The sequence below is a fragment of the Streptomyces sp. HUAS 15-9 genome (genome assembly GCF_025642155.1).
In the GTDB taxonomy this organism is placed as follows: Bacteria; Actinomycetota; Actinomycetes; order Streptomycetales; family Streptomycetaceae; genus Streptomyces.
In genome coordinates, this window is record NZ_CP106798.1 from 7,161,907 (window position 1) to 7,176,641 (window position 14,735).

Below are 14,735 nucleotides of genomic sequence, written 5' to 3' on the forward strand. Positions count from 1 at the left end.
ACGCATCTACGGGGCTGACACCGCCGTCGGTTCTCGTCGACCGGGCTGCGACCAGGCGACCGCCTGAAGACATTCGTCAGGCACTGGAGACCGCGATGGCCGAGACCCGGTCCGCCTGCACCGGGTACTTCCCCGACCTCGATTCCCTAGCCCGATCGCTCGACGTCCGCCCGGCCCACGGCGCGGCTGCCACCCCGCAACACCAGCAGCCCGGCAGCAGGCTCGGACTGCCCTGACGTCACAGGTGGAGGCTTCCTTGTCGAGCTGGAGCTCTCGTCCTCTCCGGGGTGCGGTGGGAACGGGTTCCTGTGACCGTATGAATGGAGGGGCCCAGTGGACGCGGCCGGAGGAGGCCACCATGCTGACGGCGCATCCTTCGCTCCTGCGGGAGCTGGTCGCACAGTGTGAGACGCTCCGGTGGCGTTTGGCACACGAGGGAGGCGTGGAAACGGCGCGGCGCCTGGAGGACGTCACGTACACACTGTGCGTGATCACCGGCACTCGCTGTTTGGACAAGGCGCTCTCCGAGGCTCGTCGGCAGCTGCTCGATGCCCGGGCGGAGCAGCAGGCTCCCGGGCGCTGAGTTCAGGGCAGGTCCGCGCTGTCGAGGCTGAGCAGTTCCATGAGCTGAGGCCGGTGGAGGCCGGCGATGTTCTCCAGCAGGTCGGGATGGCGCAGCAGAGGCGTGGCCTCCGTGTCCCGCTCTCCGGGGCTGGTCAGCCTGTGAAGGCCGTCGGCGGCGTGGTGCCTGTCCACGGTGACGGCCTGGTGGGCGGCGCGGTCGGCCAGGGCGGGGTCGGCCAGGAGGCAGGCTGCCCAGCTGACGACGGTTTCGTCGATCCAGGTGCGCCAGGCGGTGTCGTCGGGCTGGGGCTCGCTTCCGGTGAGCCGGTCCAGCCGGTGGGATCCGCTGGGTGCGAGCAGGTGAAGCAGCTGCACGTCGAGGTCGGTGGGGTAACTCAGGGCGGCGGCGAGTGTGACGGCCTGCCGGGCCTGGGCCTCGGCCAGCGCCCGGCTGAGCGCCCCGCCGGGGGCGGGGTAGGCGGCGAGAAGCCAGCGGGTGGAGGCGGCTATGACTGGTGTCAGGTCGTCGGTCACGGCGGTCGGTCCCTCGGGGAGCGTGCTCGCCTGTGTCCGGCAGATCGGTCCCGCGAGCTGTGTCGTGGGGCCGCGCTGCCCCGCTTGGGATCCAACAGCGTAGGCAGCGGGACCCGAAGAGGGAATGAGCGGCGTCACAGCCGGGCGCCCGGGTTCCCGACGGAACCCGGCGCCCGGCCGCTCGGCCCGGAGCCTGCTCCTGCGGAGTCAGGACTTGCCGCGCCCTGTGATGAGGTCGCGTGCCCGGTCCACCAGGCCGGCGCCCGGGGCGAGGAGCTTGTTGGCGGGCGGGGTGTTCGGGGCGGCGGGGTGCGGGCGGGTCGGGGCCAGGGACTTGGCTCGGCGGATCTTGTCCCCGAGGTCGTTCAGTGCCTCGGGAGAGCAGGACCGGCGCAGCATCGGGAAGAGGTGCTCCTCCTCGTCCTGGACATGCGCGGAGACCTCGTCCATGAGCTCCCGCAGCAGCGGGCTCATCTTCGGATCGTCGGTGTCCGTCTTCTCCAGCTCCTTGAGGAGCTTCTCGACCCGGCCGTGGTCCGCGATCTCCTTGTCCGCGATCCGGTCTCCGCCGTCGATGTGCTCGCGTACCGCCGGGTACAGGTACTCCTCCTCGGCGATCGAGTGCCGTACCAGTTCGATCGTGACCTCGTCCACCACGTCACGGAGTTCCTGCCCGCCGCCCGGCATCGCCTGGATCCGGGCGAACATCTCCTCGACCTCCCGGTGGTCGGTCACCAGTTCCGCGATAGCGTCTCCGCCGTGCCCCATTGTCTGTCCGCCTCTCGCTGGTCATATCTGGGTCGGGTCGGTCCCGCCCAGCCGACAGTGGTTCCCCATCCGGACGGACCCTGCGCCACTCGGGGCGATGTCCACTCGTATGTCCACCCGGTCGGGTGCCTCCGTCATTCGGGAAGGTGCGTACGAACCGGCGCCCTGACCGTGTGTGCGACGGCGTGGCAGAGCACTACCGGCGCGCGTGCGAGGGCGGTCAGCCCTCGCCTCGTACGACGTTCCAGTCGCTCCCCTGCCGCAGCTGCGCCGAGTTGTTGTGAGCGTCGCGCGTGCGCAGGCCCGTACGCCTCGCCCGCGCAGGCGACGCGCCCGCGCCCAGCCGGTCTCGGCTCGGTGAACGACGATCGGACTACTGGCTTGCGTGGTCACGCCGGCTCATCTTCCTTCTGGCTCAGACCTGTTGAGGTCTGGTCCATGCGACCTTGTCGTCTCCGTTGCTCTTCTCGTCCCGAGTGTCCAACGGGCCCGGCGTGAAACCCGGTTCGAGTCCGGCGGGGCGCGCTGCGGGTCATGGCATGAGCCGGTCCTGTTGGCCGGCGCGCCACTCCGCGAGGAGCACGGTCGCGTCGTCGTCGAGACGGCCCGCGTGGTGTTCGACGACCGCGTGCATCAGTCGGCGCAGGGTCTCGTGGAGCGTCTGGTGGCCGGAGTGGTGTCGGACGATGAAGTCGACGAAGCGGTCCCGGCCGAATTCGCGTCCCTCCACGTCCCGGGCCTCGACGATGCCGTCGGTGTACAGGAGGAGCCGGTCGCCGGGCTGCAGCTGGTGGTGGCGCACGGTGACGGGCAGGTCGAGTCCGGTGCCCATCGGGGCGGCGGGCGGGCAGGACAGCTCGAAGGCCCACCGGCCGTCGCGGATCACAAGTGGCAGGTGGTGCCCGCGGTTGATCCAGGTCAGTGTTCCCTTGTCGAGATCGAGGTCGGCGAGGATGCCGGTGACGTAGCGGCTGGCGCCGAAGTGGGAGGTCAGCAGGTCCTCGATGGCCTGGCTGGTCTCGACGAGCGAAGCGCCCTGGCGCCGGGCGGCGCGCGAGGCCGCGACGGCCAGGGTGGTGGTCATTCCGGCGGTGGTGTCGTGTCCCATGGCGTCGAAGACGGACAGGTGCAGTGCGCTGCCGCTGACGGCGTAGTCGAAGGCGTCACCGCCCACCTCGTAGGCCGGCTCGATCATGGCGCCCAGGGTCACCTCACGCCCTGCGTAGGCGGACGGCGGCATCAGGTTCCACTGCAGCTCCGCGGCCACGTCCATGGGCTCCGTCCGCACCAGCCGGGCGAAGGAGTCGCTGAAGGACCGCTTGCTCAGCAGCAGCAACGCCACCAGCGAGGCCAGATCGCGAAGGTCCAGCCGAAGGTCTTCCCGATCGCCGTCGGCCGTGTCCGCCCGCAGGACACCGATCCGTGCGACGCCGTCGGTCACCGGGACCCACCAGCGCCGACGCCCCTCGTGAGCGGCTTCGGCGACCATCGCGACGCGTTGGTAGGCGCGGCCGGGCACGGTCGTGTCGATGTTCAGCCGTTCACCGCCGTCGCCCGCGTCGTCTCCACGGCCCGTGAGCTGCCGTAGTGCCTTCTCCTGAAGATCCACCGCGAAGACGGCGACGTCCCGCAGACCGACGCGCGCCGCGTGCGAGGCGATGAGGCCGGGCAGGTCGTCGAGAGTCGCCAGGTGAGCCGCCTGCATCAGCTCACGCAGCATTCGTCCGCTGTTTGCAGGGGTCGACATGGTTTGCTCCGGTGCCGCACCGTATGCGACACCGGCCGAGTACCCGGGTCGGCTCAGCCCGAGACCGCGTCCTCGACGGTTTCCCGTACGTCCGGTACGGCATCGGCTCCGGTGATCTGGAGAACGCGGAGCAGTTGGGGCGGCGGCGCTGCCACGCGCAGTGCCGTGGCGCGGTGGATGCCCAGCAGGAGGTTTCAGTATGCCCGAGGTTCCGCGAGGTGCGGTGACGGCCGCTCGCGTCGCGTACGTGCGCCGCCGCCGCAGGTCGCGGCGGTGCAGGAGTCGTTCGGCAAACGGGCCCCGACCGCCCGGAAGGGTACTGCACAACCGGGTGAGCTGCTGGAAGGTACGAGAGGTTGCGGCACGCACGGTCAACAAGGAACGGGCCAGGTCGGGCGAGTCCAAGACCTCACGCCGTGACCCGAAGGCGGCATCCCAGCGCGGCGGCCAACGCTCGCACGGCGGAGTGGGAGGGCAGACCAAGGACCAGCTGTATCAAGGGGCCGAGAAGGGGCGGTCGGGAGTCAGGGCGCTTTGTCTGCGCGCAGCGCCGTGGCTCCCTCGCGCCAGGCCCTGAGGAGCCTGGCGGCCAGGCGGTCCTCCAGGAATGTGGTGGCGAGGATTCCGAACACCACGTCGGTGTCCAGGTGCGGCTCGCTCTCCAGGAGTCCGCCTACGACGTCACGCCGTACGACCTGTTCGTGGACGGCGTCGGCTTCGATGTGTTCGGTGTAGAAGCGTACGGCCGCGGGGCCTGCGCCTGTGCGGCGCATCGCCTCGGCCAGGCGGCGCGAGGCCGGGGACGACGTCACTTCCACGGCGGCGAAGTGCCCGACGAGTGCGGCGCGCAGCGAGCGGTGCAGACCGAGCAGGGACATCAGGTTGACGGTGGCGAGGGCCTCGGCCGGTGCGGCGTCGACGTACCGGCCGTACGCCGTGTCCAGGCCGAGGTCCGCCATGAGGGCGGCGAAGAGTTCCGCGTGGATCTCGTCGGCACGTCCGGCCCCGAACTCGTCGTACTCGACGGCGACCATGGCCGCCTTGGCGCGCCCGTGCAGCCGTGGGATGACCCAGGCGTGCGGGTCGGCCTCCTTGAGGTGGTAGAGCGAGCGCAGTGTGGCGTACTCCCGCAGGTGCTGGAGGGTGCCTTCGGCCTGGAGGAAGTGGGAGACGCTGTCCTCGGGGTCCGTGGCCGGTTCGACCTGGAGTTCGGCCAGCGCCCGCGTGGCGGTGCCGGCGCCGGCCACGGGCACGTCGGTGCGGAGCGCGTTCAGGAAACGGTCCTCCAGGGCAGCGCGGACGTTCAGCAGTCCGCTGTTCCATTCCAGGTTGTCGGGGACGCCCTCGAAGCTGCGGTAGTGGAGTTCGTAGAGGGTGTAGAGGGCGAGTTGGAGATCGTCGCCGTATGGGGCGCAGTGCGCCGGGGATGGCGCGCTCGCCGGATCCCCACCGCGCAGGGCGGCTGTCACAGCGGCTGACAGCGGACCGCGGGGCTCGGGCAACGGCGGAGAAAGGCGACCGGTCATGGGGCATCGCCTTCACCGGGGCGCTTGCCGCGGCAGCGGTGGCTGGTGTCGCACCAGGGGAAGATCCGGCTGCGACGGCACGTGCAGACGGCCACCAGGAAACGATTCGACGACGACACCTCGCCGTCCTCACCCACAACCTCGACCGGGCCCTCGACGAGGAGGGGGCCGTCGCGCTGGACACGAATGCGGCAGGGCCGCTCAGGCGAGTTCGGCACGGATCACCACCAGTTCCTCGAATGTGCCGTCGGCTGCCAGCCCGCGTTCGCGCAGCCAGTCGAGGCGGGAGCGCAGGACCCGTCCGAAGGGCAGCCGGGTCCGGTCGACGACCTGGGCGCGCAGCCCTGCGGCGGCCAGGCGGGTGAGCGTGGCGCCGGTGCCACACAGGTGCGAGTGCACGATCAGAAGCGTTCCCGCCGGCCGCAGGACTTTCGGCGCGGTGTCGCAGATGCGGTCGATCAGAAGGCGACCGTCCGTGCCCGCGTCCCAGGCCCTGGCGAAGCCCCTGGGCGGCGCGCCGCTCGGGGCGGGCACGTAGGGCGGGTTGGCGATCACCAGGTCGAAGCGTCGGCCGCCGGGCACCGCCGTCGTCAGGTCGCCGTGGCGCACCCGCAGGCGCTGCCCGTTGAGCAATGCGTTGATCCAAGCTACGACGACGGCCCGCCAGGAGATGTCGACCGCGGTTACCCGGCCGCCGAGCCGGGCCGCCGCCACCGCGAGCACGCCGCTGCCGGTGCCCAGCTCCAACACGTCCGTCTTCTCCGTGATCCGTTCCCGGCACAGCGCCCGCCCCAGCAGCCGGGTATCAGCCTGAGGGGCGTACACGCCTCGGGGGACCCAGCAGCGGAGCGGCCGGGCGGCGGTGAGAGGGGCGGCTGTCACGGTGTCCTCCTCAGCCGGACCTCCGCCTCTGCGCCGGAGATCTCGCAGCCGATCACGCGTGCCTGCACGAGCACTCCGATGCCGGGGAGGTTCTGGGTATCGAAGGTGCGCGGACCGGGTTTCCCTCCGCTCAGGCCGGAAACCCCGCGCCGCGTCACAGGTCACGCTTCTCCAACGGCCTCATGGTGGGCCCCTTGGAACTGTCCGCTCTCGTCGCGGTGGCCGGTGCATCGGTGTCCGCCGAGCCGCACCACGGCGCCGTCGCCGCCCCGGGCAGCCGTGGCTCCGGGCGGGCACCCCACGGTCCGGGGTGGGCGGGTCTCCATCCCGCCTCACTTCGACATCCAGGCATCGCCTCTGGCGTGCCGCACCGGTCGCGGGTCGATTGCCATCGTCACCGGCCTCCCATGGTGCGTCGTGTGCCACGGGGGTACTCGACGACCAGTCCGGACGACAAGGGCGGGCTGAGCGCCCGCTTCGACACAACGGAACGGAGTGATGAGACGATGGCCAGCGCCACAGAGACCGGAAGCATCACCGGAACCCAGGACAAGGACTACGACCTTCTCTGGTACGTCGAGAGCTGCCTGGAGAACACCCTTCGGCTGGACACCTACATCAAGGACGCCGAGCGGGCCAAGGACGAGCAACTGGTCGAGTTGTTCACCAAGGCGCAGGCTGACAGCCGTAAGGGCGCAGAACTGGGGAAGGCACTGCTGCGCAGCCGCTTGAGCGGCTGATTTCGCATACGGACAGGAGCCTCTCTTCAGGCCCGTCCGGCCCACGCTCTCGGCGGCTCGAAGGCAGAACCAGGGCCCGAAGCCGAGGTCCTGGGCTCCCGGGGTCTCGGCTTTTTCCACCCCTCATGTTGAGTGTTCCGGCCGGCGGGAAGGTTACGACCTGGATCGCGGGGCTTGATCGAGGCTGCTCTGCAGCCGACCCGAGGTCCCGTTCTGTACTTCATCCGGACTGCCGACCCAAGCGGCTTGATCTTCGGTCTGGCGGTCCGCCTGTCTGCCGTCCGCCTGTGCCACCGGATTCCAGCAGCACCCGGAGTCATCTTCCGGCCCGTCACGGGTATCCGTCTGCGATGTGATCGCGAGCCTCGCGTGAAAAGCTGGGTATGAGGCTTGTCCAGACGTGACGAGTGGCGGAGGACGACGTGGACTGGGGTCGGTTCGCGGAGCAGATGGCGTCGATGGCGCGGGATCTTCTGGCACAGGACTCGGTCGATGCCACACTGCGGCGGATCACCGCGTCGGCCACCGAACTGGTCGACGGCTGTGACGCGGCCGGGATCCTCGTGCTGCACGACGCGCAGGTGGAGACGCTCGCCCCCACCCATCAGCTGGTTGTCGACAGCGACCGGCTGCAGCACGGGCTGGGGGAAGGGCCGTGCTACGACGCCGCTCGTACCTCGCAGGGTGATCGGGTCTTCCGCATCGCCGACCTCACCACCGAACACCAGCGCTGGCCCGCCTACGCGCCCCAGGCACGCAAGCTCGGCGTCGGCAGCATGATGGGCTTCCTGCTGTTCACCGAGGAGGAAGACCTCGGCGCGCTGAACCTCTACTCCCGCGAGCCCGGCGCGTTCACCGAGGCCAGTGAGCTGGCGGGATGGCTGCTGGCCTCCCACGCGGCGGTCGCCTTCTCCGCCGCCCGTACCCACGCCCAGCTGGAAGGGGCCCTCGCCACCCGTCACGCCATCGGCGAGGCCATGGGCATCGTCATGGGCAGTCACCACCTCACCGAGGAGGAGGCGTTCGACGTGCTGCGCCGTTACTCCCAGGAGAACAACATCAAGCTCCGCGAGGTCGCGCGCCGGGTCTGCGAGGCGGGCACCCTGTCGGGCCCCCGGGTTAGCGGCTCCTCCGGCACTTCGGCTGAACCAGAGAAGCCTGGGCCGGGCCAGTCCCCAGGGGAACGCTGCTGAAACCGGCTTGCCCACCAAGTCCCCCGCACAACCGCGCCCACACCTGCACCGGCGGACCGGACCGAACGGCGGCCCTGCTCCGGCTCACAGGCTTGCGAGCAGTTGCGGTGACAGCGTCTTGATCATGGTGTTGGTCCAGCGCAACTGGCGCAGGGTTCGAGGGTGACAGGCGGCGGCGAGGTCGAGCAGTTCGGCGTCCCCGGCGGCCTGTGCGACCTGGGCGAGCATCTCCCAGCTCAGTGAGTTCTCGGTGGCGGCGAGGTGCAAGTCACGCAGGTCCCGCAGCAGGAGCAGACCGGGATTGGGCTGCCGGCCAAGGGTTCGGCCGAGGGGCTCGCGTACGGTCGCCATAGGAGGGGCGGCCTCCGGTTGGTCCGTGGGGCCGGGTAGATGCAGGTCGTGCGGTTCGGCGGCGTGGGCGATGCGTTCGGCGTGTTCGTGGGACCAGCGGGCGATGTCCCTGGCGACGTGGTGGAACTCGTGCTCGACGCGATGGCGGTCGGCTGCGGCGAGGAGTTCCCGTTCCAGGGCGCGTTCGCCGTCGTGCAGGGTGCGCAGGACGATCTGGATGCCGGTCACGGTTCGCCTCCACTCTGGCCGGCCACGGCCGCTGGGCCACCCGCTGTCGGCGGGATGTGCCGCGGGTCCGCCGGGGCGGACGCAGTCGTGGTCGGAGCCGGGCTGCCGGTTCCGTCGCCGTGTTCGACGAGGGTCAGGCGGGCGGCGGCGGTCTTGAACAACGGCTGCTTGGAGACGGGATCCCAGTCGGTGACCGTCGTCTCGTTGGCGGCACGGCCCCCGTTGGTGCCGGGGCGGTGGCCTTCGGGAGTGTCCCAGTAGCCGTAGTGGAACGGCAGGAACACCATGCCGTCGCGGATGCCGGTGATCCGCAGCCGGCCGCGCACCGAGCCGCGCGGGCTCGTGACCTCGACCAGATCGCCCTCGGCCACATCGTGCCGCAGCGCCTCGGCGGCGGAGACCTCCACCCACACCTCCGGAGCGGCGGCGTTCAGTTGCGGGGTGCGGGCGGTCTTGGTGCGGGTGTGGAAGTGGTAGAGGGTCCGGCCGGTGATCAGCTGGAGGGGAAAGGTCTCGTCGGTCCTCTCGTGGGGCGGGACGTATTCGGCGGCCTTGAGTACCGCCTTGCCGTCGGGGTTGAGGGCGCGGTACTCGGTCTCGGAGACGGCCGCGCCGGTCAGCAGGTCCCTGCCGTAGGTCTCGCAGTCGTCGGGGGCCGCCCAGGAGATGCCGTCGGTGTAGAGCCGTTCGGTGCCGTCCGGGGCGGCCTCGGTGCAGGGCCACTGGATACCACCGGCGTCGCGCAGCCGGTCGTATGTGATCCCGGTGTAGTCGCAGGGCCTGCCGCGGCTGCACTCCTGCCACGCCTCGAACGCCGACTCGGCGTCGTGCCAGCCGATCAGCGGGCGGTCGTCCGTGTCGCGGAAGTCCATCCGGCGGGCGTAGTCGAGGAGGATGTCCAGGTCCGGGCGGGCCTCGCCCGGCGGGTCGACGGCCTTCTCGCAGAGGTGGACGGTGCGGTCGGCGTTGGTGAGCGTGCCGGTCTTCTCCGCCCAGGTCGCCGCGGGCAGGACCACGTCCGCGAGTTGCGCGGTCTCGGTGAGGTACAGGTCCTGTACGACGGTGAAGAGCCGTGCCTGGCCGAGGATCTCCCGGATCCGGTGGAGGTCGGGGAGGGAGACCAGAGGGTTGGTGCCGGTGATCCACAGCATGTGGAGGGAGCCCTGTTCGGCGTAGCGGAAGATCTGCATGGCGGGGGTGGGCGGGGCGTAGTGCGGGATGCGGGAGGGGTCGACGTTCCAGATCCTCGCGAGGTCCTCGACGTGGGTGTCGTTCTCCCAGTTGCGGAAGCCCGGCAGGTCGCCATTGGCCCCGCACTCGCGGGTGTTCTCGGCGCTGGGCTGGCCGTTCATCTGCAGGACCCCGCAGCCGGGGCGGCCGAGCATGCCGCGGACCAGCTGGAGGTTGTTGACCTGGCACGCGGCGGCGGTGGCCTGGTGGGACTGGTAGACGCCCTGGAGCACGGTGGACAGCAGCCGCTCGGCGCCGCCGAGGATTTCGGCGGCCTCGGTGATCTTCCGGGTCGGCACGTCGCAGATGCGGGCGGCCCAGTCCGGGGTGGTGTCGGCGACGCGTTCGGCGAGTTCCTCGAAGCCGACGGTGTGCGCGTCGACGAAGTCGCGGTCGATCCGTCCGGTGCGGATGATCTCGTGCAGCAGGGCGTCGAGCAGAGCCACGTTGGTACCCGCGCGGGGTGCGAGGTGGACGGCCGCGCGGCAGGCGACCGGGGTGGGACGCGGGTCGACGCACACGAGACGGGGCGGATCGGGGCCCGCCAGGCGGTCCAGGACCCGCATCCACAGCACGGGCTGCGTCTCGGCCATGTTGTGCCCGAACAGGGCGATGACGTCGGCGTGGTCGATGTCCGTGTAGGAGGCGGGCTGGCCGTCGCAGCCGAAGGTCTCCTTCAGCGCCTCGGCCGCGGTGGCGGTGCACAGGCGGGTGTTGCCGTCGAGGTGGTTGGTGCCGATGCCGGCGCGCGCGATCACCGCCAGCGTGTAGTACTCCTCCAGGAACAACTGACCGGTGGTGTAGAAGCCGATGGCGCCGGGGCCGCTCTCGTCCAGCAGTTCCCTGGTCCGGTCGGCGATCCGGTCCATGGCGGTGTCCCAGCCGCAAGGGACCAGACGGCCGCCGTCCCGGAGCAGGGGAGTGGTCAGCCGGTCCTTTGCATGGTTGGCCTGCCAGCCGAACAGGTCCTTCGGTCCGAGCCGGCCGTGGTTGACCCGGTCGGCGGGCCGTCCGCGCACCCCGACGATCCGGTCGTGGGCGACCGCGACCTCCATGGCATCCCCGTTGGAGTGCAGCAGGGAGGCGGTGGGGACCCAGCGCTCCACGGCGTCTGCCGTGGTGCCGGGCTCGAGGTACGAGTCGACCCGCACCGGCCAGGCTTCACCGCGACCGTAGGGGGCGCGGTCGCCCCAGGGCCGCGCTATCCGGTCCACCTTGGGCCGCATTGGCCTCACCCTCAACGGCCGAGGGCGTTCTGCAGCTGCTTCTTGGTCATCGAGGAGCGGCCGTCGATATTGCGCTTCTTCGCCTCCTCGTAGAGCTGGTCCTTGGTCGGTCCCTGCGCACCGCTGTGCGAGCGCTGCCCGCCGCGCTGGTACGCGGACTTGGGGTCACGGGTCGAGGTCTTGCTCGCGGTCTTCGACTCGCCGGACCTCGCCCGCTCCTTGTTGACCGTCCGCGCGGCGATCTCCTTGGCCCGTCCGGCGGACTCGCCCCGGTCCTGGGCGCTCTTCTTGATGTGTTCGTACTGTCGTTCCCGCTTGGAACTCGATCCGGCAGGCATGCTGCTCCTCCTTGCCGTACTCGAAGAGACTGGACGGCGCCGCTACCTCAGGGGTGATCGGATCGCTGGTCCGGAGGCACTCCGCCGCCTTCGGTCCTTCCCCCTCTCCCGTCGGGGGGGCTGAGGTCAACGTTTCGAGTTCCCCGAAGCTGCCGTTCGACCCGCGAACCCTCCGCTGCGCGTCAGCCGGTGAGCAACACCTCCCGGACCGCCCTGACGCGCAGCTCCTCCAGCGTGTTCATCTGCCGTACGGCCCGTGCGATCAGTCCGTCGAGCTCCTGCTCGTCGATGCGGCCGTCCGCCTCCGCCAGGGCACGCAGCGTGCGCCAGCCGAGTTCCTTGCCCTTCACCCCCAGCCGGAGGAACTCAAGTTCGATCACCAGCGTCAGAGGTGAACGCCTGCAGAGGCGCCCATTGCTCTTGAGACGCCCCAGGCGCTCGGCCGCGCCGGATGCCGCGACCTTGTAGCGGCGCCGCGGCACGCCCAGGCTCCGCATGATGCGCAGCAGGCTCGCGCGGTCCTCGGCGATCTCGCCGGCGAGATGCCGCAGCGGTTCCGCGTAGGGCGGGTCGCGATGCGAGCGGGCCGCGAACCGGGAGCGTCCGGCTCCGACCGTGGCACCTGCCAGATGGTCGTTGAGGTAGATCCCGAGCAGGTCCGTGCGGGCCCTGTGGATCTGCGGGCGGGTGCCCGGCATCGGTGTCTTCATGGTCGGTCCCTCTCGCTTCTCTCCGCCCACGTGCGGCGGTGTTGCACGAGTACCCGTACGGGCCCGTCCGGCCCTTCGGCTTCGGGGGACAGGGCCACCGGGCGCCGCTCCCGGCGGGAGCCGTCCGACCCGTCTGCCTCAGCTGTGGCCGTCGGGGTGCAGGACCACCTTGGTCCAGCCCTCGTCGTGCGAGACGATGAAGCCCGGCTCGGCCCGGCCTCCGGCGATCAGGTCGCGCAGGGCTCGGTTGTACCGCCTCACCGGGGCCTGGCCGCTCCTTTCACGCCGCTCCGGTCCGCGGACCGGAAGGCGGCTGAGCGGGGTGGTGCCGGTTCGTGCCGGGTCCCCGCGCGCGATTCCGGTGAAACGGGCCGAAAGGGATGGGGATGTCGGGTCGACCCCGAACATGCCGGTGCGTGTCACCACGGCAGGACGGGAACTCGGCGGCCATGAACACCGAGCAAGGACTCCGCGGGTCGTACTGGATCGAGACCGCCCCGGGCGGCGAGCCCACTCTCCCGCCGTGCGGGGATCTCGCCGTCGAGGTCGCGGTGATCGGCGGCGGTGTCGCGGGGCTCAGCACCGCCTGGGAGCTGGCCCGGCGAGGCCACGAAGTGGCCGTACTGGAGGCGGACCGGATCGCCGCCGGGGTCACCGGCCACACGACGGCCAAGCTGACCGCGCTGCACACCCTGGTCTACGACCACTTGCGCCGCACCCGTGGCCGCGAGGGCGCACGGCTGTATGCCGACTCGCAGTCCGCGGCGATCCGCCGGGCCGCCGAGATCGTGGCCGACCTGGAGATCGAGTGCGAGTGGGAGCAGGCGGCCGCCTGCACATACGTGGAGAATCCGCAGCGCGTGACACAGCTGCGGGCAGAAGCCGAGGCGGCGCGCGAGGCGGGCCTGCCGGCCGAGTTCGTCACCGAAACGGAGCTTCCCTACCCGGTGGCGGGCGCCGTACGGGTGACCGGCCAGGCGCAGTTCCATCCCGTGAAGTACCTGCGTGCCCTGGCCGGCGACCTGCGTCGCCGCGGCGGCACCGTGTACGAGGGGACGCGCGTCACCGGCCTCACCGAAGGCGAACCCTGCGTCCTGGCGACCGACGCGGGAGTGTCGGTGCGGGCACGCGAGGTCATCGTCGCCACCCACTACCCCGTCTTCGACCGGGCCCTGCTCTCCACCCGTCTCTCCCCACGCCGCGAACTGGTCGTCGCGGGGACCGTCGACGCGAACACGGCGCCCCGCGACATGTACATCACGCCCGAGCAGAACACCCGGTCCGTGCGCAGCGCCCCCTGCACCGACGGGAAGCGTCTGCTGCTCGTCACCGGCGAGCACTTCACCCCCGGTGCCCCCGGCATAGCCGACGTCGAAGAACGCCTCGCCCGGCTGGCCGCCTGGGCCACCGACCGCTTCCCCGACCTGACACCCACCCACCGCTGGGCCACCCAGGACAACGATTCCACCGACACCGTCCCCCTCGTCGGTCCCCTCCACCCCGGCGGCCACCACACCTACGTGGCCACCGGGTTCGGCGGCTGGGGCCTGAGCGGCGGCATCATGGCCGGCCTGCTGATCGCCGACCTCGTCGAGGGCCGGGAGGTCGCATGGGCGGGCCTGTACGACCCGCGTCGACTGGGTTCCGTGGTCCGCGAAGGCATGTCCTTCCTCAAGCACCAGGCCCACGTGGCCAAGCACTTCGTCGGGGACCGGCTGCCGCCCGTCACCGCACCCACCTCCGGGGACCTCGCCCCCGGAGACGGAGCAATCCTGCGCGTGGGCGGCCACCAGTGCGCAGTCCAAAGGGACGACAGCGGTCAGCTCCACGCCGTCTCGGCCCGCTGCACCCACCTCGGCTGCCTCGTCGCCTTCAACCACGCGGAGCAGGCGTGGGAGTGCCCGTGCCACGGTTCCCGCTTCGCTCCCGACGGTCGCATCCTCCAGGGTCCCGCAGTGCGGCCGCTGGAGAAACGAGAGGTCTGAGTGTCATGGAACGGGCAGCCCTGTTCGACGTGGACGGAACCCTCGTCGACACCAATCATCTGCACGTGGTCACCTGGTGGGAGGCATTCCGCCGGGCCGGGCACCGGGTGCCGACGCACGCCATTCACCGTGCGGTCGGGCTCGGTTCCGAGGACCTCGTCGCCCATCTGCTCGGCGAGGGCGAAGAATCAGCCCTGGCCCCCGGCGAGGCGGAGGACCTCAGCACCGCGCACAAGATCCTCTACGCCCAGTACTTCGAGCGGCTGACCGCGCTGCCGGACGCGGGCCGTCTGCTGCGAAGGCTGGCCGACGACGCCTGGACGGTCGTCCTCGCCACCTCGGCGAGCGACGACGAACTCGCCGCTCTGCGGCGGGCGATAGACGCGGACGACGCCATCGAGGCGACAGCGAGCGCCGACGACGTCTCCGAGGGCAAACCGGCGCCCGAGCCCGTCGAACGGGCGCTCGAGCTGGCCGGCGTACCGGCGGAGCGCGCCGTCTTCGTCGGCGACACCGTGTGGGACATGCGGGCGGGCACCCGTGCGGGCGTGCGGTGCGTGGCGCTGTTGTGCGGCGGCATTCCCCGCGCGGACCTGGAGGAGGCCGGCGCCGACGCCGTCTTCGCCGACCCGGCCCAGCTGCTCGCCGAACTGGCACGCAGTCCGTTCGCCTGACACCGTCGTCACGTCCACTGCGCAGGGGCGCCTGCGCTC

General features: G+C 70.9%; 17 protein-coding genes and 1 pseudogene. 7 read left to right on the forward strand and 11 right to left on the reverse strand.

Annotated features, from left to right (window positions below):
- The first annotated feature begins 95 nt into the window (after positions 1 to 95).
- Both N8I87_RS32655 and N8I87_RS32660 read left to right on the forward strand, forming a co-directional pair.
- Positions 96 to 236, forward strand: a complete 141-nt coding sequence (locus N8I87_RS32655) for a hypothetical protein (protein ID WP_263214091.1) — start codon at positions 96 to 98, stop codon at positions 234 to 236.
- A gap of 122 nt (positions 237 to 358) precedes the next feature.
- Complete coding sequence (locus tag N8I87_RS32660) at positions 359 to 583, forward strand: DUF5133 domain-containing protein (RefSeq protein WP_263214094.1); 225 nt, start codon at positions 359 to 361, stop codon at positions 581 to 583.
- Positions 584 to 585: 2 nt separating this feature from the next.
- Here the strand turns inward: N8I87_RS32660 and N8I87_RS32665 are convergent, their stop codons facing one another.
- The 3 genes from N8I87_RS32665 to N8I87_RS32675 all read right to left on the reverse strand — a co-directional run bounded on the left by N8I87_RS32665 (position 586) and on the right by N8I87_RS32675 (position 3,613).
- Complete coding sequence (locus tag N8I87_RS32665) at positions 586 to 1,098, reverse strand: hypothetical protein (protein WP_263214095.1); 513 nt, start codon at positions 1,096 to 1,098, stop codon at positions 586 to 588.
- 207 nt (positions 1,099 to 1,305) lie between these two features.
- A complete protein-coding gene (locus N8I87_RS32670; protein WP_263214097.1) occupies positions 1,306 to 1,866 on the reverse strand; it encodes a hemerythrin domain-containing protein in 561 nt (186 codons plus the stop codon).
- Between the two features lie 532 nt (positions 1,867 to 2,398).
- The gene (locus tag N8I87_RS32675; RefSeq protein WP_263214099.1) at positions 2,399 to 3,613 is read right to left on the reverse strand and encodes a PP2C family protein-serine/threonine phosphatase; all 1,215 of its coding nucleotides are present in this window, start codon (positions 3,611 to 3,613) and stop codon (positions 2,399 to 2,401) included.
- Positions 3,614 to 3,956: 343 nt separating this feature from the next.
- On the opposite strand from N8I87_RS32675, the pseudogene N8I87_RS32680 reads away from it, so the two are divergent.
- Positions 3,957 to 4,190: pseudogene (locus N8I87_RS32680) on the forward strand (hypothetical protein); the annotation flags it as partial.
- On the opposite strand, the gene N8I87_RS32685 reads toward N8I87_RS32680, so the two are convergent.
- From N8I87_RS32685 to N8I87_RS32695, 3 genes are read right to left on the reverse strand one after another with little or no spacing between them, the layout of a single operon-like run.
- A complete protein-coding gene (locus N8I87_RS32685) occupies positions 4,138 to 5,139 on the reverse strand; it encodes an iron-containing redox enzyme family protein (RefSeq protein WP_263214101.1) in 1,002 nt (333 codons plus the stop codon). The pseudogene N8I87_RS32680 and the gene N8I87_RS32685 sit on opposite strands and share 53 nt — an antisense overlap.
- Positions 5,136 to 5,357 (reverse strand): CDGSH iron-sulfur domain-containing protein, encoded by a 222-nt coding sequence (locus tag N8I87_RS32690; RefSeq protein ID WP_263214103.1) that lies wholly within the window; start codon positions 5,355 to 5,357, stop codon positions 5,136 to 5,138. Before N8I87_RS32690 ends, N8I87_RS32685 begins: the two co-directional genes overlap by 4 nt.
- Positions 5,341 to 6,021: a HemK2/MTQ2 family protein methyltransferase gene (locus N8I87_RS32695; protein WP_263214105.1), complete on the reverse strand. Its 681-nt coding sequence runs from the start codon at positions 6,019 to 6,021 to the stop codon at positions 5,341 to 5,343. Before N8I87_RS32695 ends, N8I87_RS32690 begins: the two co-directional genes overlap by 17 nt.
- Positions 6,022 to 6,527: 506 nt before the next feature.
- Here N8I87_RS32695 and N8I87_RS32700 point away from each other — a divergent pair.
- A complete protein-coding gene (locus tag N8I87_RS32700) occupies positions 6,528 to 6,761 on the forward strand; it encodes a hypothetical protein (RefSeq protein WP_263214107.1) in 234 nt (77 codons plus the stop codon).
- Between the two features lie 422 nt (positions 6,762 to 7,183).
- Entirely contained in the window at positions 7,184 to 7,954 is a 771-nt protein-coding gene (locus N8I87_RS32705; protein ID WP_263214108.1) for a GAF and ANTAR domain-containing protein, read from the forward strand.
- 84 nt (positions 7,955 to 8,038) lie between these two features.
- Here N8I87_RS32705 and N8I87_RS32710 read toward each other — a convergent pair whose 3' ends face one another.
- The 5 genes from N8I87_RS32710 to N8I87_RS32730 form a co-directional block, all read right to left on the reverse strand.
- On the reverse strand, positions 8,039 to 8,533 hold the full coding sequence (locus N8I87_RS32710) for a hypothetical protein (protein ID WP_263214110.1): 495 nt from the start codon (positions 8,531 to 8,533) through the stop codon (positions 8,039 to 8,041).
- On the reverse strand, positions 8,530 to 10,989 hold the full coding sequence (locus N8I87_RS32715) for a molybdopterin oxidoreductase family protein (protein WP_263214111.1): 2,460 nt from the start codon (positions 10,987 to 10,989) through the stop codon (positions 8,530 to 8,532). The genes N8I87_RS32710 and N8I87_RS32715 overlap by 4 nt, the downstream gene beginning before the upstream one ends.
- Before the next feature lie 11 nt (positions 10,990 to 11,000).
- A complete protein-coding gene (locus N8I87_RS32720) occupies positions 11,001 to 11,327 on the reverse strand; it encodes a plasmid stabilization protein (RefSeq protein ID WP_263214113.1) in 327 nt (108 codons plus the stop codon).
- A 182-nt stretch (positions 11,328 to 11,509) separates the two neighbouring features.
- Positions 11,510 to 12,037 (reverse strand): hypothetical protein, encoded by a 528-nt coding sequence (locus N8I87_RS32725; protein WP_263214115.1) that lies wholly within the window; start codon positions 12,035 to 12,037, stop codon positions 11,510 to 11,512.
- 138 nt (positions 12,038 to 12,175) lie between these two features.
- Positions 12,176 to 12,298, reverse strand: coding sequence for a hypothetical protein (locus N8I87_RS32730; protein ID WP_411577313.1), 123 nt, complete (start codon positions 12,296 to 12,298; stop codon positions 12,176 to 12,178).
- Positions 12,299 to 12,486: 188 nt separating this feature from the next.
- Between N8I87_RS32730 and N8I87_RS32735 the strand changes: the two genes are divergently transcribed.
- Together N8I87_RS32735 and N8I87_RS32740 are read left to right on the forward strand one after the other, a co-directional pair.
- Positions 12,487 to 14,022 (forward strand): FAD-dependent oxidoreductase, encoded by a 1,536-nt coding sequence (locus tag N8I87_RS32735; RefSeq protein ID WP_263214117.1) that lies wholly within the window; start codon positions 12,487 to 12,489, stop codon positions 14,020 to 14,022.
- A 5-nt stretch (positions 14,023 to 14,027) separates the two neighbouring features.
- Positions 14,028 to 14,696 carry an HAD family hydrolase gene (locus N8I87_RS32740; protein WP_263214120.1) on the forward strand — a complete coding sequence of 223 codons (669 nt, stop codon included), beginning with the start codon at positions 14,028 to 14,030 and terminating at the stop codon, positions 14,694 to 14,696.
- Positions 14,697 to 14,735: the final 39 nt, after the last annotated feature.

Coding starts and splice junctions, on each gene's coding strand:
- N8I87_RS32655 (WP_263214091.1), top strand. CDS start 96: ATGGCCGAGACCCGGTCCGCCTGCACCGGGTACTTCCCCGACCTCGAT.
- N8I87_RS32660 (WP_263214094.1), top strand. CDS start 359: ATGCTGACGGCGCATCCTTCGCTCCTGCGGGAGCTGGTCGCACAGTGT.
- N8I87_RS32670 (WP_263214097.1), bottom strand. CDS start 1,866: ATGGGGCACGGCGGAGACGCTATCGCGGAACTGGTGACCGACCACCGG.
- N8I87_RS32675 (WP_263214099.1), bottom strand. CDS start 3,613: ATGTCGACCCCTGCAAACAGCGGACGAATGCTGCGTGAGCTGATGCAG.
- N8I87_RS32685 (WP_263214101.1), bottom strand. CDS start 5,139: ATGACCGGTCGCCTTTCTCCGCCGTTGCCCGAGCCCCGCGGTCCGCTG.
- N8I87_RS32700 (WP_263214107.1), top strand. CDS start 6,528: ATGGCCAGCGCCACAGAGACCGGAAGCATCACCGGAACCCAGGACAAG.
- N8I87_RS32715 (WP_263214111.1), bottom strand. CDS start 10,989: ATGCGGCCCAAGGTGGACCGGATAGCGCGGCCCTGGGGCGACCGCGCC.
- N8I87_RS32720 (WP_263214113.1), bottom strand. CDS start 11,327: ATGCCTGCCGGATCGAGTTCCAAGCGGGAACGACAGTACGAACACATC.
- N8I87_RS32725 (WP_263214115.1), bottom strand. CDS start 12,037: ATGAAGACACCGATGCCGGGCACCCGCCCGCAGATCCACAGGGCCCGC.
- N8I87_RS32735 (WP_263214117.1), top strand. CDS start 12,487: ATGAACACCGAGCAAGGACTCCGCGGGTCGTACTGGATCGAGACCGCC.
- N8I87_RS32740 (WP_263214120.1), top strand. CDS start 14,028: ATGGAACGGGCAGCCCTGTTCGACGTGGACGGAACCCTCGTCGACACC.